General features: G+C 66.6%; 22 protein-coding genes. 10 read left to right on the plus strand and 12 right to left on the minus strand.

What is annotated here, in order from left to right:
• Positions 1–191 precede the first annotated feature (191 nt).
• Together ACE3SL_RS05360 and ACE3SL_RS05365 are read right to left on the minus strand one after the other, a co-directional pair.
• Complete coding sequence (locus ACE3SL_RS05360) at positions 192–587, minus strand: polymer-forming cytoskeletal protein (RefSeq protein WP_374524725.1); 396 nt, start codon at positions 585–587, stop codon at positions 192–194.
• Position 588: 1 nt separating this feature from the next.
• Positions 589–1,830: a M23 family metallopeptidase gene (locus ACE3SL_RS05365; protein ID WP_374524726.1), complete on the minus strand. Its 1,242-nt coding sequence runs from the start codon at positions 1,828–1,830 to the stop codon at positions 589–591.
• 242 nt (positions 1,831–2,072) lie between these two features.
• Between ACE3SL_RS05365 and ACE3SL_RS05370 the strand changes: the two genes are divergently transcribed.
• A complete protein-coding gene (locus ACE3SL_RS05370; protein WP_374524727.1) occupies positions 2,073–3,473 on the plus strand; it encodes an isoprenylcysteine carboxylmethyltransferase family protein in 1,401 nt (466 codons plus the stop codon).
• Between the two features lie 288 nt (positions 3,474–3,761).
• Here the strand turns inward: ACE3SL_RS05370 and ACE3SL_RS05375 are convergent, their stop codons facing one another.
• The 4 genes from ACE3SL_RS05375 to ACE3SL_RS05390 all read right to left on the minus strand — a co-directional run bounded on the left by ACE3SL_RS05375 (position 3,762) and on the right by ACE3SL_RS05390 (position 5,864).
• Positions 3,762–3,914, minus strand: a complete 153-nt coding sequence (locus tag ACE3SL_RS05375) for a hypothetical protein (protein WP_374524728.1) — start codon at positions 3,912–3,914, stop codon at positions 3,762–3,764.
• A 97-nt stretch (positions 3,915–4,011) separates the two neighbouring features.
• A complete protein-coding gene (locus ACE3SL_RS05380; RefSeq protein ID WP_374524729.1) occupies positions 4,012–4,572 on the minus strand; it encodes an LptA/OstA family protein in 561 nt (186 codons plus the stop codon).
• A gap of 14 nt (positions 4,573–4,586) precedes the next feature.
• On the minus strand, positions 4,587–5,228 hold the full coding sequence (locus ACE3SL_RS05385) for an LPS export ABC transporter periplasmic protein LptC (RefSeq protein ID WP_374524730.1): 642 nt from the start codon (positions 5,226–5,228) through the stop codon (positions 4,587–4,589).
• Positions 5,229–5,246: 18 nt separating this feature from the next.
• Positions 5,247–5,864 (minus strand): ribonuclease D, encoded by a 618-nt coding sequence (locus tag ACE3SL_RS05390; protein WP_374524731.1) that lies wholly within the window; start codon positions 5,862–5,864, stop codon positions 5,247–5,249.
• A 261-nt stretch (positions 5,865–6,125) separates the two neighbouring features.
• Here ACE3SL_RS05390 and ACE3SL_RS05395 point away from each other — a divergent pair, with 261 nt between their 5' ends.
• Positions 6,126–6,899 carry a cold-shock protein gene (locus tag ACE3SL_RS05395; RefSeq protein ID WP_374524752.1) on the plus strand — a complete coding sequence of 258 codons (774 nt, stop codon included), beginning with the start codon at positions 6,126–6,128 and terminating at the stop codon, positions 6,897–6,899.
• Positions 6,900–7,125: 226 nt separating this feature from the next.
• Here the strand turns inward: ACE3SL_RS05395 and ACE3SL_RS05400 are convergent, their stop codons facing one another.
• The 4 genes from ACE3SL_RS05400 to ACE3SL_RS05415 form a co-directional block, all read right to left on the minus strand.
• Positions 7,126–7,587: a Dps family protein gene (locus ACE3SL_RS05400; protein ID WP_374524732.1), complete on the minus strand. Its 462-nt coding sequence runs from the start codon at positions 7,585–7,587 to the stop codon at positions 7,126–7,128.
• Positions 7,588–7,706: 119 nt separating this feature from the next.
• Entirely contained in the window at positions 7,707–8,267 is a 561-nt protein-coding gene (locus ACE3SL_RS05405) for a hypothetical protein (protein WP_374524733.1), read from the minus strand.
• Positions 8,268–8,299: 32 nt separating this feature from the next.
• Positions 8,300–8,629, minus strand: coding sequence for a hypothetical protein (locus ACE3SL_RS05410; protein ID WP_374524734.1), 330 nt, complete (start codon positions 8,627–8,629; stop codon positions 8,300–8,302).
• A 58-nt stretch (positions 8,630–8,687) separates the two neighbouring features.
• Complete coding sequence (locus ACE3SL_RS05415; RefSeq protein ID WP_374524735.1) at positions 8,688–9,332, minus strand: GGDEF domain-containing protein; 645 nt, start codon at positions 9,330–9,332, stop codon at positions 8,688–8,690.
• 223 nt (positions 9,333–9,555) lie between these two features.
• Between ACE3SL_RS05415 and purE the strand changes: the two genes are divergently transcribed.
• From purE to ACE3SL_RS05455, 8 genes are all read left to right on the plus strand, one after another.
• Complete coding sequence (purE, locus tag ACE3SL_RS05420; protein ID WP_374524736.1) at positions 9,556–10,053, plus strand: 5-(carboxyamino)imidazole ribonucleotide mutase; 498 nt, start codon at positions 9,556–9,558, stop codon at positions 10,051–10,053.
• 6 nt (positions 10,054–10,059) lie between these two features.
• On the plus strand, positions 10,060–11,145 hold the full coding sequence (locus ACE3SL_RS05425; protein ID WP_374524737.1) for a 5-(carboxyamino)imidazole ribonucleotide synthase: 1,086 nt from the start codon (positions 10,060–10,062) through the stop codon (positions 11,143–11,145).
• Positions 11,142–11,639, plus strand: coding sequence for a dihydrofolate reductase (locus ACE3SL_RS05430; RefSeq protein ID WP_374524738.1), 498 nt, complete (start codon positions 11,142–11,144; stop codon positions 11,637–11,639). Before ACE3SL_RS05425 ends, ACE3SL_RS05430 begins: the two co-directional genes overlap by 4 nt.
• Positions 11,640–11,784: 145 nt before the next feature.
• On the plus strand, positions 11,785–12,984 hold the full coding sequence (locus ACE3SL_RS05435) for a dipeptidase (RefSeq protein WP_374524739.1): 1,200 nt from the start codon (positions 11,785–11,787) through the stop codon (positions 12,982–12,984).
• Between the two features lie 118 nt (positions 12,985–13,102).
• Positions 13,103–14,032, plus strand: coding sequence for a bifunctional riboflavin kinase/FAD synthetase (locus ACE3SL_RS05440; RefSeq protein ID WP_374524740.1), 930 nt, complete (start codon positions 13,103–13,105; stop codon positions 14,030–14,032).
• A gap of 198 nt (positions 14,033–14,230) precedes the next feature.
• Positions 14,231–17,338: an isoleucine--tRNA ligase gene (gene ileS / locus ACE3SL_RS05445; protein ID WP_374524741.1), complete on the plus strand. Its 3,108-nt coding sequence runs from the start codon at positions 14,231–14,233 to the stop codon at positions 17,336–17,338.
• Complete coding sequence (gene lspA / locus ACE3SL_RS05450; RefSeq protein ID WP_374524742.1) at positions 17,335–17,859, plus strand: signal peptidase II; 525 nt, start codon at positions 17,335–17,337, stop codon at positions 17,857–17,859. The genes ileS and lspA overlap by 4 nt, the downstream gene beginning before the upstream one ends.
• Before the next feature lie 27 nt (positions 17,860–17,886).
• The gene (locus tag ACE3SL_RS05455) at positions 17,887–18,306 is read left to right on the plus strand and encodes a DUF3035 domain-containing protein (protein WP_374524743.1); all 420 of its coding nucleotides are present in this window, start codon (positions 17,887–17,889) and stop codon (positions 18,304–18,306) included.
• A 357-nt stretch (positions 18,307–18,663) separates the two neighbouring features.
• Here ACE3SL_RS05455 and dxs read toward each other — a convergent pair whose 3' ends face one another.
• Together dxs and ACE3SL_RS05465 are read right to left on the minus strand one after the other, a co-directional pair.
• Positions 18,664–20,592 (minus strand): 1-deoxy-D-xylulose-5-phosphate synthase, encoded by a 1,929-nt coding sequence (gene dxs / locus ACE3SL_RS05460; RefSeq protein WP_374524744.1) that lies wholly within the window; start codon positions 20,590–20,592, stop codon positions 18,664–18,666.
• Positions 20,593–20,670: 78 nt separating this feature from the next.
• On the minus strand, positions 20,671–20,919 hold the full coding sequence (locus tag ACE3SL_RS05465) for a hypothetical protein (RefSeq protein WP_374524745.1): 249 nt from the start codon (positions 20,917–20,919) through the stop codon (positions 20,671–20,673).
• Between the last annotated feature and the right edge of the window lie 31 nt (positions 20,920–20,950).

Below are 20,950 nucleotides of genomic sequence, written 5' to 3' on the forward strand. Positions count from 1 at the left end.
GCAGCCCAAAACCTCCGGAAAATGGCAAAGATCTTCCCGATCCAGAACCTCGCCACCGCCTGATCAAGGTGGAGAGGCCGTTCGCCTCCCGTCGGCTTCCACCCTCAGCACAGCGTCCGGGTGACTTCTTCAACAGAATACACCCCAAAACGGACGCTCAGAGCGTCACAGGGGCAACGCCGTCCGGCGCCTCAGGCGCCGAGCGAAGCGGCCTTGTTCTCGACGACTTCGAGCGGCGGCGGGGCCTTGGCGGCGCCGGCGCGGCGGTGGCTGAGCTTGCCTTCGACCTTGCCGCCATTTTCGATCGTGATGTTTTCGTAGATCACGTCGCCGGTGATCCGCGCGGTCGCGTGGACGATCAGCGCCTTGGCCTCGATCGACCCGTCGAGCAGGCCCGCGATCTTCGCGGTGTCGGCGACGACCGCACCCTTGATCTCGCTCGCCTCGCCCTGAACCAGGTTGGCGCATTTGAGGTCGCCGTCGATCTTGCCGTCGACGTGCAGGTCGACGCTCGCCGCGACATTGCCGGTGATGACGACGTCCGACCCGATGATCGAGAAGGTGGTATGACGGGCGCCGGTCGCCATCTTAGCGGGCACCGCGGCCGGCACCGGCGGGGATGGCCGCGAGGGCTCCGACTCGCTGTCGGGCGTCGTCTTTGACTTCAAGAACATCGGCTTTGGCCTCCAGGAAGCGGCGCGGGTTGACCGCGACGCCGTTCAAACGGACTTCGAAATGCAGATGGCTGCCGGTCGAGCGGCCGGTCGAGCCCATCTTCGCGATCTGCTGGCCGGCGGCGACCTGTTCGCCGACGCGTGCGGTGAACCCCGACAAATGGGCGTAGCGGGTGAGGATGCCCTGGCCGTGATCGACCTCGACGACATTGCCATACCCCGACTTCTGCCCGACGAAGACGACGCGGCCGGGGGCGGCGGCGAGGATCGGGGTGCCGAGCGGGCCGGGGAAGTCGAGCCCGGCGTGCATCGCACCGGCGCCGGTGAAAGGGTCGCTGCGATAGCCGTAGCTCGACGAGAGCATCAGCACATGCGCCGGCTGGCCCGAGGGGATGGCGACGAGCGTGCGTTCGAGCACTTCCATACGGAACAGGGCGCCTTCGAGCGCGGCGAAGCTCTTGCCGAGCGCGCCGGCTTCGCCGGGGCGGCTGCGGAAGGGGATGAAGGGGCCGCCGCGGCCGGCCGCGGCGCTGCGGACGAGCGCGGCGGGATCGAGCCCGAGCTGCGCGACCGCGACCTCGGCCTTGGCGGCGCGTGCCTTGACCGCCGCGAGCAGATGCGCCGAGAAAGCCTCCTGCCGCGCCTCGAGGCGGGCAAGCGCCTGCGCTTCGGGTGGCAGGCGCGGATCGATCGCACTGGTTTCGAGCGGTTTTGCGGCGGTTTCGCCGGTAGCGGCTTCGCCCTTGGCAGCGGCGGGGTTGGCGACGGAATTTTCGGCGGGCAGGGGCTCGTCGCCGAAATAATCCTTCTTCCATTCCTCAAGTTGGCCCTGACGCTCGTCGAGGTCCGCGGCGATCTCGGCGACGCGGTCGCGATATTTGGCGATCCGGGCCTCGGAAGCGGCGGCGGCGGCCTGCTTGGCGGCGACTTCGGCGCGGTCGCCCGAAGTCAGCAGCTGGTTGGTGAACACCGCGAGCGTCACCCCGGCCCAGGCGAAGAGGACGAGCCCGGCGATCAGCGCGACGCGCTTCTGCCAAACCGCGCTGATACGCAGGAAACGCACGTGACCGTGCGTGCGGATAAAGATTTCATGGTCCTGGAACAGCGCGGAAACGCGCTGGCGCCAGTGGCGCAGACCCGTCGATTGCGAAGACAAGTTACGACCCCGTCTTGTTGTTTTTGTGGAGCCCTCCGCCCCGACTTGGTGGCGCCTGTAACAGGGCGATGGGGCCGGAGCGAATCTTTGGGGGACGAGTCGCGCCGAGTCGAACATGACTCGCGGTGAACGGTGCTTGATGCCGCTAACGCTGCCATTTTGGGCCGAATTTGCGCCGCGACTCGGGGCATAATATTGACGGCTTGCTTACCATTTTCGGCTAGGGCAACCCGGTGACTCATATGCCAAAAATCGCATCATCCGGCGCCGAAATCGCCGGTTCTGCCAGCGAATCGCGGCCGCGCTCGGCGGTCAGCGCGGGGGTCGGCATCGTCGGCCTGATCGGGCTTTTGACCTATTTGCTGCTCGCGCGCCATGCGCCGGAGATCGCTGCCTTCTCCGGCCTCGACTGGGGCCAGCGCGGCCGGATGGACGGGCCGAATTCGGCGATCGCGAGCGTGCTCGCGTGCGGGATTCCGATGGTGCTCTGGTCGGTCTTCGTCGACAAGGTGCACCGCAATCCCTCGACCGGCATCGACTGGGCGCAGCGCCGCCCGTGGCGCGAAACGCTCGACATCAGCCTGACCAAGCTCGCCGGGCTGTGGGCGACCTGGGCGCTGATCGCGGGCTTCTACATCACGATGCGCTATTATTGGGAAGGAAACTACGCCTTCTCGATGAATCTGCTCGAGCGCGTCGCACCGTGGCTATTGCTGGTGTCCGTGCCGTACATGTTGTGGCTCGACCGCCGGATGATCGAGCCGCGCGATGGCTGCTACCAGTTCGGGCGCTGGATGATTGCACCCAAAAAGCCAGGGGGCGCGCAGCCGGTCGATGGCCGCGCGATCGCGCATCATTTCCGCGCCTGGGCGGTGAAGGGCTTTTTCACCGCCTTCATGCTGTCGATCGTGCCGGGCAATTTCGCAAAGCTGGTCGGGGTCGAAATGGCCGACGTGCTCGCCAACCCCTATATGACCGGCATCTGGACGCTCAATCTGCTCTATCTCGTCGATGTCCATATCGCGACCGTCGGCTATATATTGACGATGAAGCCGCTCGATTCGCATATCCGGACGGCGAATCCCTATTTCATGGGCTGGGTCGCGGCGCTCGCCTGCTATCCGCCGTTCATCCTGATGAGCGGCGGGCCGCTCGACTATGAAGTGAACAGCGCCGACTGGGGCTATTGGCTGGCGGGACACGACACGCTGATGACGGTCTGGGCGGTGGTGCTGGCCGCGCTCGTCGGCGTCTATGCCTGGGCGACGATGGCATTCGGCATCCGCTTCTCGAACCTGACGCACCGCGGCGTGATCACCCACGGGCCGTACCGGCTGACGCGGCACCCCGCCTATGTGTCGAAGAATTTGAGCTGGTGGGTCGCCGGGCTGCCCTTCCTCGTCACCGCCGGGGGGCCGATCGAGGCAGTCCGCAACACGCTGCTGCTCGGCGCGGTCAGCGGCATCTATTACTGGCGCGCGAAAACCGAGGAGAAGCATCTCCTCGCCGATCCCGCCTATGCCCGATACTGGAACTGGGCGCAGGGCAATGCGCTGGTGCCGCGCCTGTTCGCGAAACTTTCGGGGCGCAAGCGCCCGCTGATCCGGCTCGAACCCGATCCGCGCGTCGGCCCGGTGGCCTGATCCGCGCGCGGACAGCTTGACGCCATAAGCTGAAGCCCGCCCCGACGCCCCGGAAGCGGGGCTCGTCGACGTAGCCGGTAAGGTTGTCGAAATCGACCCCGCCGGTCGGCGAGGCATCGTTCGTGATGTTCAATCCCAAGCGGCTGCGAGGCAGTCGAAGAGCATCTATCCGCGCGGCATCCGGGGGAATGGTTTCGGATTCCAGCCGAGATGACGAAGGTCGGCGGGCATGCCGGCTCGCTACCCCCAAAGCCGGCCTTGACCGAATGCGCCACGCGAAGCGGCCGCCTAGCGCCCGCTCCGCTGCCCCGCATGCCGAATGATCCGGTCGATCAGCCGCCGCTCCTCGCTCGTCGGTTCGGCGGGTTCGATCGGGACATCATCGGACTTGCGGCGACCGAACATCGGGCGCCGGACAGGAAGCAAAGGAGAATATCGCATCGGGGGCACGCCTTGTCCACGCGGCCGCCCCCGCACCGCAAAAGCCCCCCGCCCGATCCTCTCGCGCCGGGGCTTTCCCAAAGGTTAAACCCTAAGGTTACTGCTTTCTTTGCGGGACCGAGAAAGTGCCCGTGACGCGCCCGTTGGTGCCGCCCGTTACCGGATTGCCGTCGGGTCCGCGCGCCGCGCCGCGCCCGTCGACCGTCGCGCGGCCGCTGTTGAGGTCGATCACCAGCCGCCCGCCGGTCAGATGGTTCGCGCCCTGCTGCAGCTGGACATTGCCGACCATCGTGATCAGACGCTTGTCGAGGTCATAGATCGCGACATTGCCCTTCGCTGTTTCATTGCCCTTGTTCACCGTCACCCCGCCGGTCGCGTCGAGCCGGTTGACGTCGGTGCCGCCCTGCCGCGTGTAGGCGACGGTCATCCGCGGCGCCTTCACCGTCAGCCCCGCCTGCGTCACCGTGACCCCGCCCGACAGCACGACGCGGTCGGAGCGGTCCTGTACCTCTATGCTCCCCGCGTCGAAATCGACCGGCGCATTGCTGTTGTGGTTGGCGAGCGCCTGCGCCTGCGCGGGCGCGCCGCCGCTGCCGGTCGCGAGGATCGCCAGGCTGGTGAGCGCGAAGCCGGCGCCCGCGAGCGCGATGCTCCTCATCGTCCAAAGCCCCTTCATTTCTTCAACGCTCCCTGGTTGATCCTGAGCTTCGCATTGCCCGACAGCCGCACGACGCGCGCGTCGAGGTCGGCCGAAAGCTGGTTGGCCGAAAACTGGCCAATGTTCAATGCGCCGTTCACCCCGCCGGTCCCGGCGAGGCTGCGGCCTTTCAGGTCGATCGCGACATTGCTCGCGTCGATCGCATAGCCGTCGGCGCTCCGCACCTTGACCGTGCCGGGCACCGACACTTTTTCGGTGTCCATGTCATATTGCCCCGCCGCCGCCGCGATCGTTGCCGGGCCGTCCTTCAGCCGGATCGCGCCCGACAGATCCTGCATCCGCACGATCGGCTCGGCCGAGCTTTTCTGCACTGCGCTCCCCGCGAGCAGCGCGAAGGGCTGGCCCTTCGAATCCTGGCCGCGATATTCGGCGCGCGTCACCTTCATCCGCTCCTGCGCCATCTGGACCTTGTCCTTGGCGAGCAGGAAGCTGATCTCGGCGCGCTGGGTGAAGGGCGAGAAGACGAGCACCGCGGCGACCACGCCGATCACCAGCGGCAGGCCATAGCGCAGGATGCGCACGATCCGGTCGTGACTCGACCCGCTCGCGGCCCACATGCGGCGCATCGTGCGATCCTGATCGGCGCGTTCGGACATCTCGCGAATCGCTTTCCCTCAGCTGTGCGCGAAGATATCGACCTCGGGCCAGCCCGCGAGATCGAGCGCCGCGCGCGTCGGCAGGAAGTCGAAACAGGCCTGTGCCAAATGGGTGCGCCCCTCGCGTGCCAGCCGCGCGTCGAGCACCTCCTTCATCGCGTGGAGGAAACGCACGTCGCTCGCCGCATAATCGCGCTGCGCGTCCGAAAGTTCCGCCGCGCCCCAGTCGCTCGACTGCTGCTGCTTCGACACGTCCTGCCCGAGCAGCTCGCGCACCAGCTCTTTGAGGCCATGGCGGTCGGTATAGGTGCGCACCAGCTTCGAGGCGATCTTGGTGCAATAGACGGGCGCGGTGACAATCCCCATCGCCTGCTGGATCGCGGCGATATCGAAACGGGCAAAATGGAATATTTTCAGCCGGTTGGGATCGGACAGCACTGCCTTCAGTACCGGCGCGTCATAGGAACTGCCGGGTTTGAAACGCACCAGATGCTCGTCGCCCGACCCGTCGCTGATCTGGACGACGCACAGCCGGTCGCGCAGCGGATTGAGGCCCATGGTCTCGGTGTCCACCGCCACCGCACCGGGACCCAGCGCGCCTTCGGGCAGATCTTCTTCGTGGAAATAGATGCTCATGCGTCCGCCTTAGGCCAAGCGGCCTTGCCGCTCAATGACTCGATTCGCCGCAGGCGCGTCGCCGGCCCGCGGCCACGGCAAAGCGTGCAAAATTCCGCACCGCGTTCCTGAAATTTTCTGTTCGCAGCCTGTGGATAATTAGGTTATATCTTGCGCGGTTTGTGGCACGGGGCGAGTCCGTGCCCGTGGTGAGCTGCGTCCCCGTCCGGCGCAAGGAGCCGGGTAAATGGGGTGTGGACGACCGAAAGCGACTATCAGACTATGAGTTTCAACAAGGATCGGCGCGGCCAGCGTGGGCGCGGCAAGCGCGATGATTTCGGCAATTTCGACAGCTTCGAGCCCGCACCCTATGGCGGCGACAGCTACGGCGGCGGACGCGGCGGCTTCGGCGACCGCGATCGTGGCGGCTTCGGCGGCGACCGGGGCGGCTTCGGCGGCGGTGATCGCGGCGGCTTCGGCGGCGGCGATCGTGGCGGTTTCGGCGGCGGGCGTGGCGGCGGCATGCCGGCGCAGGTGGTCGGCGAGGGCCAGGGCACGGTGAAGTTCTTCAACCCGTCGAAGGGTTTCGGCTTCGTCGCGCGCGACGATGGCGGCGAAGACGTCTTCGTCCACATCAGCGCGGTCGAGCAGGCGGGCCTTCAGGGTCTCGCTTCGGGCCAGCCGCTCGGCTTCACGCTCGTCGAGCGCAACGGCAAGGTGTCGGCGATCGACCTCAAGATCGAGGGCGAACCGATGCCGATCGAGGAATTCGCCCCGCGCCGCGACGACCGCGGTCCCGGCGGCGACCGTCCGGGCGGCGCCCGCGGCCGGCGCCAGCTGACCGGCGAGCGCACCTCGGGCACGGTCAAATTCTTCAACACGACGAAGGGCTTCGGCTTCATCGCGCGCGACGACGGACAGGCCGACGCCTTCGTCCACATCAGCGCGGTGCAGCGCGCCGGCATGGCCGGCCTCAACGAGGGCGACCGCGTCGCCTTCGACATCGAGGTCGACGACCGCGGCAAGTTCGCGGCGGTGAACCTGCAGCCGGAATAAGCGACGGCTTTCCGCTGAAAACGAAAAGGGCGCCTGCCGGCGCCCTTTTTGTTGGGTCGGATCGTCAGCGGCAGTTTACGACCGGAAGGGGACAAGCCAAACCTATACTCCCGTTCATGTCGAGCGAAGTCGAGACCCGCGTGGGGAGCGCCCGCCGTCGCGTGTCTCGACGTCGCGCGACACGAACGGAAATAGAGGACGGTCTGGAATCCACCCCAAAGCCGACCTAATACCCCAGCGTCGCTTCCAGGAACCAGATCCGCTGCTGCGTCTCGTCGGCCCAGCCATCGGCCAGCCCGCTCGTCGCGATATCGCCATCGGCCTCCGCCGCCGCCTTGGTCTCCTTGATCTGCGCGAGCAGCGTCCGGTTGTCGGCGGCGAGCGCGCGCACCATCGCGTCAGCGGCGACCGACGCCGCATCATCATCCTTGATCGACTGGCGCCGCGCCACGTCGCCGATCGAGCGCAACGTCGCCGCGCCATTCTTGCGGACGCGCTCGGCGATCAGGTCGGTCGTCGCGAGGATCTGTCCCGCCTGCTCGTCGAACAGCAGGTGCAGTTCGCGAAACTGCGGCCCCTGGACGTGCCAGTGGTAATTCTTGGTCTTGAGATAGAGCGCGAAGCTGTCGGCGAGCAACGCGTTGAGCGCGTCGGCGACCGCGGGCTGATTCTTCTGGGTCTCGGGCATCGGACCATCCTTTCTGTTACCGCCTTCAGATAGGGGCAGCGCCCGCCGAATGCCCATGGAAGCATTTGGTCGCTGTCATCGACAAAAACGATGAAACCCCGTCGGCCGATCGAAGGTGCCTATAACCCGAACGCCCCCATCGCGGTCCGAATTCCCCAGAGCGCCAGGATCAGCGCGCTCGCCCAGCGGATGAAGCGCATCGCCCGCCGCTCGGCCATCGCCGCGCCGAAGGCGAGGAAGGGCAGCATCGCGAGCACCCAGCCGATCATGCCCCCCGCCGCTGCCCACAGCCCGGAACCGCTCGTCGCGGCGAGCGCGCCGATCAGGAAATGGCTGCGGTCGCCGAACTGGGCCGCCAGCATCCGGCCCGCGAGCGCCGCCGGCGAGGCGTCGGCAGCCCCGGCGTCGGCAAGCGGCGGCATCCGCCACAGCAGTGCGACCGCTGCCGCCAGCATCGCCGCGGCGACGAGCAGCGCCACGACGCCCTGCCCGACCATTCGGTTCGCGGCCGCGCCGAATGCGGCGGCCACCAGCGCATTGATCAGAAAGGCGCCAAAAACGATCGCCGTCACCACCCGCCGGTCGCGGCGAACGGTCAGCAGCCGCGAGAGGAAAAGTCCCGTGCGCCCGTCGGCATTGGCAAGGGCGACCGCCACAAGGGCGAGCATGATGGCGTCCATGGAGGACGGCGTGCGACGTCAGCGCGGCGGCGTCAATGCCCCAGTCGCATCGCGACCGACGCCAGCCACGCTTCGTGCGCGGCGGCGGGCAATGGTCCGCGCGGCGCCGCGACCGCGTCGCTCATCGCGTCGAGATAGGTCAGGATCGCGGCGCGATAGCCCCCTGCGGCGACCGCCGATTCGAGCCGGCTCGCCAGCGTCTCGACCGCGCCGAAGCCGTGATCGCGCGCGAGACAGCGGATATCGTCGATCCCCTGCACGATCTGCGCCAGCGCGCAGTGCGGCAACGCCTCGGCAAGCGCGCCGATCTGGCCGCTGATGCGGGCCTGAATGTCCTGAAAAGGATCGGTCTGAAATGCCATCGTCCGCCCCCTCTATTCCCCTGAGGGACGAGGATGCGCCCATATGGTTAACCGCCGGTTAGCGCTGCCCCGGCAGCACCGGCTGCTGTTGCTTGCTGCGATACATATCGCGGTCGGCGGCCGCCAAAATCTCGGACTCGGTCGCCCCGGCGCGCAGCATCGCGACCCCGAAGCACGCCGACAGTGCGATGTCATGCCCGTCATAAACAGCGGGCACGGCGCTCAACACATAGCGCAGCCGGTTGATCTGCACCCGCGCGCCGTCCTCGCTCGCCTGGTCGAGGATCAGTCCGAACTCGTCGCCACCGATCCGCGCCGCGACGTCGGTCGCGCGGATCGATTCACCCAGCCGCTTGGCGATCTCCATCAGCGCAAAGTCGCCCGCGGCATGGCCGAAGCTGTCGTTGATATATTTGAGCTGGTTGACGTCGACGAAGACGACCGCGGCCGTTTCGGCATGGCGCTCGAAGCGCGCGAGCCGCTGGTGGATCGCGGTCAGGAAATATCGGCGGTTGAACAAAGGGGTCAGCGTATCGCGCTCGGACACGCGCTCGAGCTCGGCGACCGCGATCTTCAATATCCGGTTCTCGCGGCGCAGCGCGTCGCGTTCCCGGCGCAGTTCGCGCAGCTGATCCTCGATGGAGTCGACGGATGCGAAGCCGGTCCGATCGACCGCGATCCGTGCCCCCCCTGCGATATCCATTCCCGGTCCCCGAACGCACCCGATCCCCCGCCGGCCGGATTGCCGACGGCTATGCTTGGCTCCTCTGGTAACCGCGACTGGATACCAATCGGTAAACGCCTCCGCCGAAATCGGGCTCGAAATCGGGCACCGGCGCGCGGGCGTTGCTCCGTCGCGGGACAGCCGCTAGGGGGAAAGCCGACGGCGATTCATCGATCGATGCGCCGGAACAGGAGGGTGAAGGATGGACGACGCAGCCCCGCAGGTGGGCGTGGTCATGGGCAGCCAGTCGGACTGGCCGACGATGGCGCATGCGGTCCAGATCCTCGAGGAATTCGGCATCGCGCACGAGGTGCGGATCGTCTCCGCCCACCGCACCCCCGACCGCCTCGTCGATTATGCGAAAGGCGCGGCGGGGCGCGGCCTGAAAGCGATCGTCGCGGGCGCCGGCGGCGCCGCGCATCTGCCCGGCATGATCGCCTCGATGACGCGGGTTCCGGTGCTCGGCGTCCCCGTCCAGTCGGCCGCTTTGAGCGGCGTCGACAGCCTCTATTCGATCGTCCAGATGCCCGGCGGCATACCGGTGGCGACCTTCGCGATCGGCAAGGCGGGCGCGACCAATGCGGGCCTCTTTGCCGCCGCGCTGCTCGCCAATGAAGATGCCGATCTCGCTACGAAGCTTGATGCGTGGCGCGCGAAGCAAACCGACAGCGTCGCGCCGACGCCTGTCCGCGAGGGCTGAACCCCGGTGCTGCCGCCCGGCTCGACCATCGGCATTCTCGGCGGCGGCCAACTCGGCCGGATGCTTGCTATCGCCGCGGCGCAACTGGGCTACAAGGTCCATATCTACGCCCCCGATGCGGAGAGCGTCGCCGCCGAAGTCACCGCGCACCACAGCCAGGCCGCGTGGGACGACGAGCCGCGCCTCGCCGCCTTCGCCGCTGCTTGCGACATCGTCACCTTCGAGTTCGAGAATGTCCCGGTCGATACCGTCCGCTTCCTGTCGGGGCATGTCGCGGTCCATCCCGGCGCCCGCGCGCTCGAAATCGCGCAGGACCGGCTCGCCGAAAAAAGCTTCGTCGCCGCGCTCGGCGGCCGCACCGCGCCCTTCGCGGCGGTCCCCGACCGCGCCGCGCTCGACGCCGCGCTCGGCGAAATCGGCGCGCCGTCGATCCTCAAGACCGTCCGCATGGGCTATGACGGCAAGGGGCAGGCGCGTCTCGCCTCGGCAGCCGACGCCGATGCCGCGTGGGAGGCGATCGGCCGCCATGCCGCGATCCTCGAAGGCTTCGTTTCCTTCGCGCACGAATTTTCGGTGATCCTCGTCCGCGGCATCGACGGCGAAATCCTCCCCTGGGATTCGACGGTCAACGTCCACGAAAACGGCATTCTCGCGGCCGCCAGCCTGCCGCCGCCCGCGATCGTCCTCGACCAGCAGGCCGAAGCGCGCGCGATGATGGCGAACATCGCCGACGAACTCGACTATGTGGGCGTGCTGACCGGCGAATTTTTCGCCACCGATGCCGGCCCCGTGTTCAACGAAATGGCGCCGCGCGTCCACAACAGCGGTCACTGGACGATCGAGGGCGCGGTCGCGAGCCAGTTCGAGAATCATATCCGCGCGATCGCCGGCCTGCCGCTCGGCAGCACCGCGACCCGCGCGCTGCCCGTGGTGATGCGCAACCTGATCGGCGAGCAGATCGCGGCGATCCCGGCGCTGCTCGCCGACGAAAACTGCCACGTCCATCACTACAGCAAGACCGAAGTCCGCGAGGGCCGCAAGCTCGGCCACGCCACATGGGCGGGTGCAGCGCCCGGAGCCTCTCCCGCATGAACCGCCCCGACATCACGCTGGTCCTCGCGCGCGCGGCCAACGGCGTGATCGGCGCCGACGGCAAGATGCCCTGGCACCTCCCTGCCGATCTCCGCCGCTTCAAGCAGCTCACCATGGGCCGCCCGATGATCATGGGTCGGAAGACCTTCGACAGCCTGCCCGCGATCCTCGAAGGCCGCCGCCACATCGTCCTCACCCGCGATCCCGATTGGCAGGACGAGGGCGCCGAGCCCGTGGCGAGCGTCGAGGACGCACTGAAGCTCGCCAACGCGCCGCAGGTGATGGTGATCGGCGGCGCCGAAATCTATCGCCTCTTCCTGCCGCTCGCGACGCGGATCGAGCTGACCGAGGTCGCGCTGGAACCCGCGGGCGACGCGGCGATCGCCTACCCGGACCCCGCCGACTGGCGCGAGATCGCGCGCGAGGATCATCCGGCCGACGACGCCGGACGCCCTGCCTACAGCTTCGTCACCTTCACCCGCAAGACGGGCTGAACCGGATGGCACTCATCAGCATCGTCATTGCGAGCGTAGCCAAGCAATCCAGAGCGGTTTACGCCTGCTCTGGATTGCCGCGCGGCTTCGCCGCTCGCAATGACGATGCTGTTCAATCCGAAGCCGTGCTCTAGGGGAGGAAAATATGCGCCGCTGGCTGATCGGCATAATCGCGCTGCTCCTCGTCGCGGCGGCGGCTTTCTTCCTCCTCGCGCCCGGCATGATCGAGCGCGGCACGAACAAGATCGACGGCAAGCCGCTGCTGACGGTCAGCGAGCACGCCAAGGCGCTCCACAAGACGCTGACGATCGTCGATCTCCACAGCGACAGCCTGCTGTGGAGCCGCAATTTCCTCGATCGCGGCACCCGCGGCCATATGGACCTGCCGCGCCTCGAAGAAGGCAATGTCGCGCTGCAAGTGCTTTCCAGCACCACCAAATCGCCCAAGGGTCAGAATTACGGCGCGAACAGCGGCGACACCGATAACATCACCGCGCTGGTGATCGCGCAGTTGCAGCCGGTGCGAACGTGGAACTCGCTGCTCGAACGCTCGCTCTGGCACGCCGAAAAGCTGCATCGTGCGATCAGCGATTCGGCGGGTAAACTCGCCGGAGTGACGCGGCCCGAAGACATAGACGTGCTCTTGCTGGAACGGTCCGCCGGCAAAGCCGCGCTCGACCGGACCCCGCCGCCCGTCGGCGCGATGCTGAGCGTCGAGGGGCTCCACAATCTCGAAGGCAATATAAACAATCTCGACACGCTCTACGCGGCGGGCATCCGCATGGCGGGGATCACGCACTTCTTCGACAATGAATTCGCCGGATCGATGCACGGCCTCAAGAAGGGCGGCCTCACCCCGCTCGGGCGCGAGGTCGTGCGGCGGATGGAAGCGAAGGGCATGATCGTCGATGTCGCGCATTGCAGCCACGCCTGCGTCGCCGACATATTGAAGATGGCGCGCCGCCCCGTCGTCTCGAGCCACGGCGGCGTGCAGGCGACGTGCAAGGTCAACCGCAACCTCACCGACGACGAGATTCGCGGGGTCGCCGCGACCGGCGGCGTCGTGGGCATCGGCTATTGGGACGCCGCGGTCTGCGACACCTCGCCCGCCAGCGTCGCCAGGGCGATGAAGCATGTCCGCGACCTCGTCGGCATCCAGTATGTCGCGCTCGGCAGCGACTATGACGGCGCCACCACCGTCCGCTTCGACACCTCGAAGCTGGTGCAGGTGACCGAGGCGCTGATCGAGGCGGGCTTCACCGACGACGAAATCCGCGCCGCGATGGGCGGCAACGCGCTCCGCGTGCTCCGCGCGGGGCTGGTTCCAATGGCCGCCGCGAAATGACACCATTCCCCAACTCCGTTCGTGCTGAGCTTGTCGAAGCACTGTTCTTTCTTTCAGCCTCGCCCAAGAAAAGAACGGTCCTTCGACAAGCTCAGGACAAACGGAAGAGAGGGCGGATATGATCCGCCTCGACGGCCACGACCGCATCCCCGAAGCGCTGCGCCACGGCGTCCTCGCGCTCGGCAATTTCGACGGCTTTCACGCCGGCCATCAGGCGGTCGTCGGGCGCGCCGTGCATCACGCGACCGACGATGCGCGGCCGTGCATCGTCGCGACCTTCGACCCGCATCCGGTGCGCTTCTTCAAGCCCGGCGTCCCGCCCTTCCGCCTGACCACGCTCGACCAGCGGCAGGAGCTTTTCGCCGCCGCGGGCGCCGACGCGATGCTCGTCCTGCCCTTCGACGCGACGCTCGCCGCGACCACCGCCGAGGATTTCATCACCGAGTTGCTGCTGGGCCGCTACGGCGCCGCGGGGGTCGTCACCGGCGCCGATTTCGTTTTCGGCAAGGGCCGCGGCGGCAATGTCGTGACGCTCGCCGACCACGCCCGCCGCCTCGGCTTCTTCACCGAAATGGTCGCGCCGGTCGATGACGCCGAAGAGGTCATCTCGTCGAGCCGAATCCGCGACGCGCTCCGCGAAGGCGACTGCGCCACCGCGACCCGCCTCCTCACCCGCCCCTTCACGGTGCGCGGGCGAGTCCAGCACGGCGACAAGAACGGCCGCCTGCTGGGCTTTCCGACCGCCAACCTCGACATGGGCCAGTATCTGCGCCCGCGCTATGGCATCTACGCCGTCACCGGGAAGCTGCCCGACGGCCGCATCCTGAAAGGCGCCGCCAACCTCGGCATCCGCCCCAGCTTCGACCCGCCGAAAGAATTGCTCGAACCGCATTTCTTCGACTTCACGGGCGATCTCTATGGCCAGGAAATCGACGTCGCCTTCCACGCCTTCCTCCGCCCCGAAGCGAAGTTCGACACCATGGACGCCCTGATGGCGCAGATCGCGGCGGACTGCGATGACGCGCGGGCAGCGCTCGCGCATATCTAATTCGCGCAGAGACCGCAGAGAATTTGGTTCACGCGGAGACGCGGAGGCGCGGAGAAGAAGAATTGGCGGCTTCGCCGCCCTGTTTCTCTCTGTCCTCTGCGCTCCCTGCGATCTCTGCGCCAATCTTTTCTCTCCGCGTCTCCGCGTCTCCGCGTGAACCTTTGCGCCGCCGCAAAACTGCGCTAAGCGCCGCGCACCATGACTGATACGCCCACCGCAGAACAGCGCGACTACCGCGACACCGTCTTCCTGCCCAAGACCGACTTTCCGATGAAGGCCGGCCTGCCGCAGAAGGAACCGCTGATTCTCGCCAAATGGCTCGAGGGCAATCTGGAAGGGCAGATTCGCGAAGCCCGCAAGGGCCGCGACCAGTTCATCCTCCACGACGGCCCGCCTTACGCCAATGGCGACATGCACATCGGCCATGCGCTCAACCATATCCTCAAGGACATGGTCGTCCGCACCCAGACGCTCAAGGGCCGCGACGCGCCTTACGTCCCCGGCTGGGACTGCCACGGCCTGCCGATCGAGTGGAAGGTCGAGGAGCAATATCGCAAGAAAAAGCTCAACAAGGACGAGGTTCCGGTCGAGGAATTCCGCGCCGAATGCCGCGCCTATGCGCAGCATTGGGTCGACACCCAGCGCGAGCAATTGAAGCGCCTCGGCATCGGCGGCGACTGGGACCATCCCTATCTCACGATGGATTATGAGGCCGAGGCGACCATCGTCCGCGAACTGCTCAAATTCGCTGCCAACGACATGCTCTATCGCGGCGCCAAGCCGGTGATGTGGTCGCCGGTCGAAAAGACCGCGCTCGCCGAGGCCGAGGTCGAATATGAGGATATCGTCTCGACCCAGATCGACGTCGCGTTCGAGATCGTCGAGAGCCCGATCGCGGAGCTGGTCGGCGCTTATGCGGTTATCTGGACGACCACCCCTTGGACGATCCCGGTCAACCAGGCTTTGGCCTATGGGCCGGAGATCGAGTATGTTCTGCTGTCCGTCACAGCGGACACGATAGGTCTTGGCGGGAGTGGCGACAAGCGCGTCAACGAGGTTCTGACGGCGGCGGGATATCCGTTCAATGTCAACCGCATCGCCAAGTTTCTCGTCGCTAAAGACTTGGCAACTTCTTTCGCTGATCGGCTCAACAAGGCAGCAAAGGCGCTCGACTTCGGTGACATCGACGTCGGCGCAATCGCTGTTCAAGAGTACATCGATCCATACTCGGACTTAGATGCCTCAATCACAGGCTCCGACCTCGCCGGCACCATCGCGCGCCACCCGATGCACGCGCTCGGCGGCTTTTTCGCGCGCCCGCGTCCCTTCCTCGCGGGCGATTTCGTCACCACCGACAGCGGCACCGGGCTCGTCCATATGGCGCCCGACCATGGCGAGGACGACTTCGACCTCTGCAAGGCGAACGGCATCGACCCCGTGTTCGCGGTCGAAGGCGACGGCAAATATCGCGCGGACTGGGGCTGGCTCGGCGGTCAGGGATCGGTGATCAATCCCAAGTTCAACGCCCCCGACGGCCCGATCTGCACCGACCTTCGCGACGCCGGCGCGCTGCTCGCTGCCAGCGCCGACTACAAGCACAGCTACCCGCATAGCTGGCGCTCGAAAGCCAAGGTCATCTATCGCTGCACGCCGCAATGGTTCGTACCGATGGACAAGGTGATGACGCATATCGAGCCCAAGACCCCGCGCGAAAAGCGCTGGGAGAATGAGGGCGGCGCGATCAACCCGCACGAAGAGGACCTGTGCGACGCCCCCACGCTGCGGCAGGCGGCGATGCAGGCAATCGCCGACACGCGCTTCGTCCCCGCCAAGGGCCGCAACCGCATCGGCAGCATGGTCGAGGGGCGCCCCGACTGGGTGCTCAGCCGCCAGCGCGCATGGGGCGTGCCGATCACGCTGTTCGTCGATCGCAAGAGCGGCCAGTATCTCAACGACCCGGTCGTCAACGACCGCATCGTCGCAGCCGTACGCGAGGGCGGCGTCGATGCATGGAACGACGCGCGCGCGCAGGAATATCTCGGCGACGCCTATAACGCCGCCGATTACGAGCGCATCACCGACATTCTCGACGTCTGGTTCGATTCGGGCTGCACCCACGCCTTCGTCCTCGAAAGCGGCAAATGGCCCGCGCTCGTCCGCCACGACGGATCGACGCACAGCGCCGACCTCTATCTCGAAGGCAGCGACCAGCATCGCGGCTGGTTCCAGTCGTCGCTGCTCGAAAGCTGCGGCACGCGCGGGCAAGCGCCGTACAAGGCGGTGCTGACGCACGGCTTCACGATGGACGCCAAGGGCTTCAAAATGTCGAAGTCGCTCGGCAACACGATCAGCCCGATCGACCTGATGCGCGACTATGGCGCCGACATCCTCCGCCTGTGGGCGCTGTCGGTCGACTTCACCGAGGACCACCGCATCGGCAAGGAAATCCTGACCGGGGTCGCCGACCAGTATCGCAAGCTGCGCAATACGTTCCGTTACCTGCTCGGCGCGCTCGACGGGTTTTCGGAGGAGGAGCGCATCGCCGACGTTTCGGCCATGCCCGAACTCGAACGCTATATGCTGTCGCTGCTCGCCGATCTCGACGCGAAGATGGCGCAGGCGGTCGATGATTTCGACTACAACACATACACCCGCCTGCTCGCCGATTTCTGCAACGAGGACCTCTCGGCCTTCTATTTCGACATCCGCAAGGACGTCCTCTACTGCGACCTCGGCCCCGCTGCGCCGCTCGGCACCGACACGCGCCGCGCCTATCGCAGCGTACTCGACGTGCTGTTCCACGCGCTGGTGCGCTACGCCGCGCCGGTGCTGGTGTTCACCAGCGAAGAGGTATGGGGCACGCGCTACCCGCAAGCGGGCAGCGTGCATCTGCTCGAATGGCCAAACCTCGAAACCCTCCTGGATCCCCGCGAAGGCGGGGATCCATCACCCGCCGGTGCAAGCTCGAACTCGCCGGAGATGGGTTCCCGCCTTCGCGGGAACACGGAATTGGTCGAAAAATGGGCCGGCATCCGCGAAACCCGTGCGCTCGTCACCGAGCGCATCGAGCCGCTGCGCCGCGAAAAGATCATCCGTTCCAGCCTCGAAGCCGAGGTCTGGTTTCCGCACGAATCCGGCGACGTCGATTATGAGGAAATATTCATCACCTCGACCGTCCATCAGGGTGACTGGGACGTGAAGCGCACCGAAAACCACAAATGCGGCCGCTGCTGGCGCCACCTGCCCGAGGTCGCCGCGGACGGCGCCTTGTGCAATCGCTGCGAAACGGTATTGGGCGAAGGATGAGCAAGCGGTCCCCCTACCTCGGCTTCGGCCTCCTCGTAGCGGCCGTCGCCTTCGTCCTCGACCAGATCGCCAAATGGGTCGTCACCGTCCCGCTGTCGCTCGAGACCAAGCCCGGCGGCTCGATCGAGATCGTCTCCTTCTTCAACCTGACCTGGGCGCAGAATTACGGCATCTCGCTGTCGATGTTCGCCGACCAGTCGCCGACGACGCGCTGGATTCTCGTGGGCGTTACCGCGCTCGTCGCGCTCGCGGTCGCCTTCTGGATGACGCGCGAAAAGGCGAAGGGCGACGTGATCGCGCTCGCACTGATCCTCGGCGGGGCGCTCGGCAATATCGTCGACCGCGTGCGGCTCGGCTATGTCGTCGACTATGCCGACCTGCACATCGGGAGCTTTCGCCCCTTCATGATCTTCAACGTCGCCGATGCGTGCATCACGATCGGCGTGCTTTTGCTGGTTGCGCGCGCGCTGCTCTTGGGCGAAAAGGCCCCAGCCGCGGACGCCACCTCGTCCGCCGAGTAAACGGGGCGAATTGGGAGTATTAGTTTAGTGAACCGGACCACCGCCATTCTCGCCGCCTCGATTCTCGCGACGACGCTGTCGGCCTGCGGCTCGAACAGCCTGTTCAGCCGCGACCGTCCCGACGAATTCGCGGTGTCGCGTCAGGCGCCGCTCGTCGTGCCCCCCGACTTCTCGCTGACCCCGCCCGCCCCCGGCGCCGCGCGCCCGGGCAACGAGACGACCGCCGAGCAGACGCTGAAGGCGCTCTTCGGCGGCGACGCGCCGCGTAGCGCCGCCGAAACCTCGATCATCGGCCGCGCCGACGGCCAGCGCGCCGACCCCGGCATCCGCAGCAGCGTCGGCAGCCCCGGCACCCAGGTCGTCGACAAGGGCCTCGTCACCCGCGACATCATCTTCGCCCCCGAAGGCGACGGCCGCGACGCGAGCGCCGCGATTCCGGGGGCGTAAGCCTTCGGAATTGCGCGCAGAGATAGGAATGGGCAGCTTCGGTCGCCCTTTTCATATCCGCCGCCCGACCAGGAAAACCCGTCGCCTCTCATCGAAGCGGCGTCTTTGCGTCTTCGTGTGAAAAACGGGGGAGAAACCTCCCTAAGAAATCTCACACAAAGACACAAAGAGGGCCGCGCATTCTTCGCGCCTCGGCGTGCGGCCCGAAAAATCTCATGCAAGGGCGCGAAGAAAACATGTTCGGGTGCCGCTCGTTGCGCCCAACCGGGTTTGACCTATTTCTTTTGGCAAATGCGGAAGACCAAATAGTCCTGCCCAGACTCAACATCATAAAGATGAAGGGCCGCAATCTTTGCCTCACGCCCGCGCCCCGGCCTCCTCCACCCCCGCGCTGTTGTGCCGCAGCGCCTTCAGCACGGTATCGACGATCTGCGGCGCATTCAGCCCCGCCTGATCATATTGTGCCTGCGGCGAATCCTGGTCCTGGAAGACGTCGGGCAACCGCATCGTGCGCAGCTTCAGCCCCGCGTCGATCAGCCCCTCGTCGCTCGCCAGCGTCAGCACATGCGCGCCGAGCCCGCCGATGCTGCCCTCCTCGATCGTCACGCAAACCTCATGGTTCGCCAGCGTCTTGCGGATCAGCTCCTCGTCGAGCGGCTTGGCGAAGCGCAGGTCGATCACGCTCGTCGACAGGCCGCGCGCCTCCAGCGTGTCGGCGGCTTTCAGCGCCTCGGCCAGCCGCGTGCCGAGCGACAGGATCGCGACGGTCTTGCCGCTTCGCACGACACGCCCCTTGCCGATCTCGAGCTTCTCGGGAACCGCGGGCAGCGCGACGCCGGTGCCGCCCCCGCGCGGATAGCGGAAGGCGATCGGCCCGTCGTCATATTCGGCGGCGGTATAGGTCATATGGACGAGTTCGGCCTCGTCGGCTGCCGCCATCACCACCATATTCGGCAAGGTCGCGAGATACGTCACATCGAACGACCCCGCGTGCGTCGATCCGTCGGCGCCGACCAGCCCCGCGCGGTCGATCGCGAAACGCACCGGCAGATTCTGGATCGCCACGTCATGCACGACCTGATCGTAAGCGCGCTGGAGGAAGGTCGAATAGATCGCCGCGAACGGCCGCATCCCCTGCGCAGCGAGCCCCGCCGCAAAGGTCACCGCATGCTGCTCGGCGATGCCGACGTCGAAGCTGCGGCCCGGATGCGCCTTCGCGAATTTGTCGACCCCGGTCCCCGACGGCATCGCCGCGGTGATCGCGACGATCCGCGGATCGCTGTCCGCCAGCTTTGCCAGCGTCTCGCCGAACACATTCTGATAGGCGGGCGGTCCCGGCGGCGCCTTCGCCTGCTCGCCGGTGATCACGTCGAATTTCTGCACGCCATGATATTTGTCGGCGGCGGCCTCGGCGGGGGCATAGCCATGCCCCTTCTTGGTCACCGCATGGATCAGCACCGGACCATGGTCGCTGTCGCGGACATTTTCGAGCACCGGGATCAGATGGTCGAGATTATGCCCGTCGATCGGCCCGACATAATAGAAGCCCAATTCCTCGAACAAGGTGCCGCCCATCGCCATGCCGCGCGCGAATTCGTCGGTCTTCTTCGCCGCCTTGTGCAGCGGCTCGGGCAATCTGCGTGCGAAACGCCGCGCGATCTCGCGCAGCTCGACGAAGGGCCGCGACGAGACGAGCTTGGCGAGATAGGCGGAGAGCCCCCCCACCGGCGGCGCGATCGACATGTCGTTGTCGTTGAGGATGACGATCAGCCGGTTGCCGGCAGCGGCGGCGTTGTTCATCGCCTCATAGGCCATGCCCGCCGACATCGACCCGTCGCCGATCACCGCGATCGCGCGGCCCGGCTCGTCCTTCAGCTTGTTGGCGATCGCGAAGCCGAGCGCGGCGCTGATCGAGGTCGAGCTATGCGCCGCCCCGAACGGATCATATTCGCTCTCGCTCCGCTTGGTGAAGCCCGACAGCCCCCCGCCCTGCCGCAGCGTGCGGATACGGTCACGCCGTCCGGTGACGATCTTGTGCGGATAGCATTGGTGCCCGACGTCCCAGACGATCTTGTCGCGCGGCGTCTCGAACACATAGTGGAGCGCGACCGTCAGCTCGACGACGCCGAGCCCCGAGCCGAGGTGCCCGCCGGTCGTCCCGACCGCCGAAATCATCTCGGCGCGCAGCTCGTCGGCGAACTGGCGGAGGTCTTCGGGCTTCAGCTTGCGGAGGTCGGCGGGGACATCCACCGTGTCGAGCAGCGGCGTATGCGGACGGTCGGTCATCGCGCCGTCATACTGGTAACCGCAGAAACTGTCGAACGAAAAGGGCCCGATGCCCCCTCCCGCAAGCGGGAAGGGGAGTCATTCCTCCTCTTTCGCCTTCGCGGCATCGACCTGCGCATAAAGCCCGCGCACCATCAGGTCGGTGAACACCAGCATCACCCCGACCATCCCCGCGAACAGCAGGGCCGCCACCGCCGGAAACGGCCCGATCGTCTGCACCGCCCCCTGCCGCATCAGCACCGCGAGCAGCGCCGCGAGCGCCATGAAGCCATAGCCGATGAAGCGCCCCGCCCGGCTCATCGGGAACCAATGCCTGCGGCGGGGCATATCTTCGGGCAAGGACGCTGGTGCATGAAAG

This window comes from Sphingopyxis sp. (assembly GCF_041916015.1).
In the GTDB taxonomy this organism is placed as follows: Bacteria; Pseudomonadota; Alphaproteobacteria; order Sphingomonadales; family Sphingomonadaceae; genus Sphingopyxis.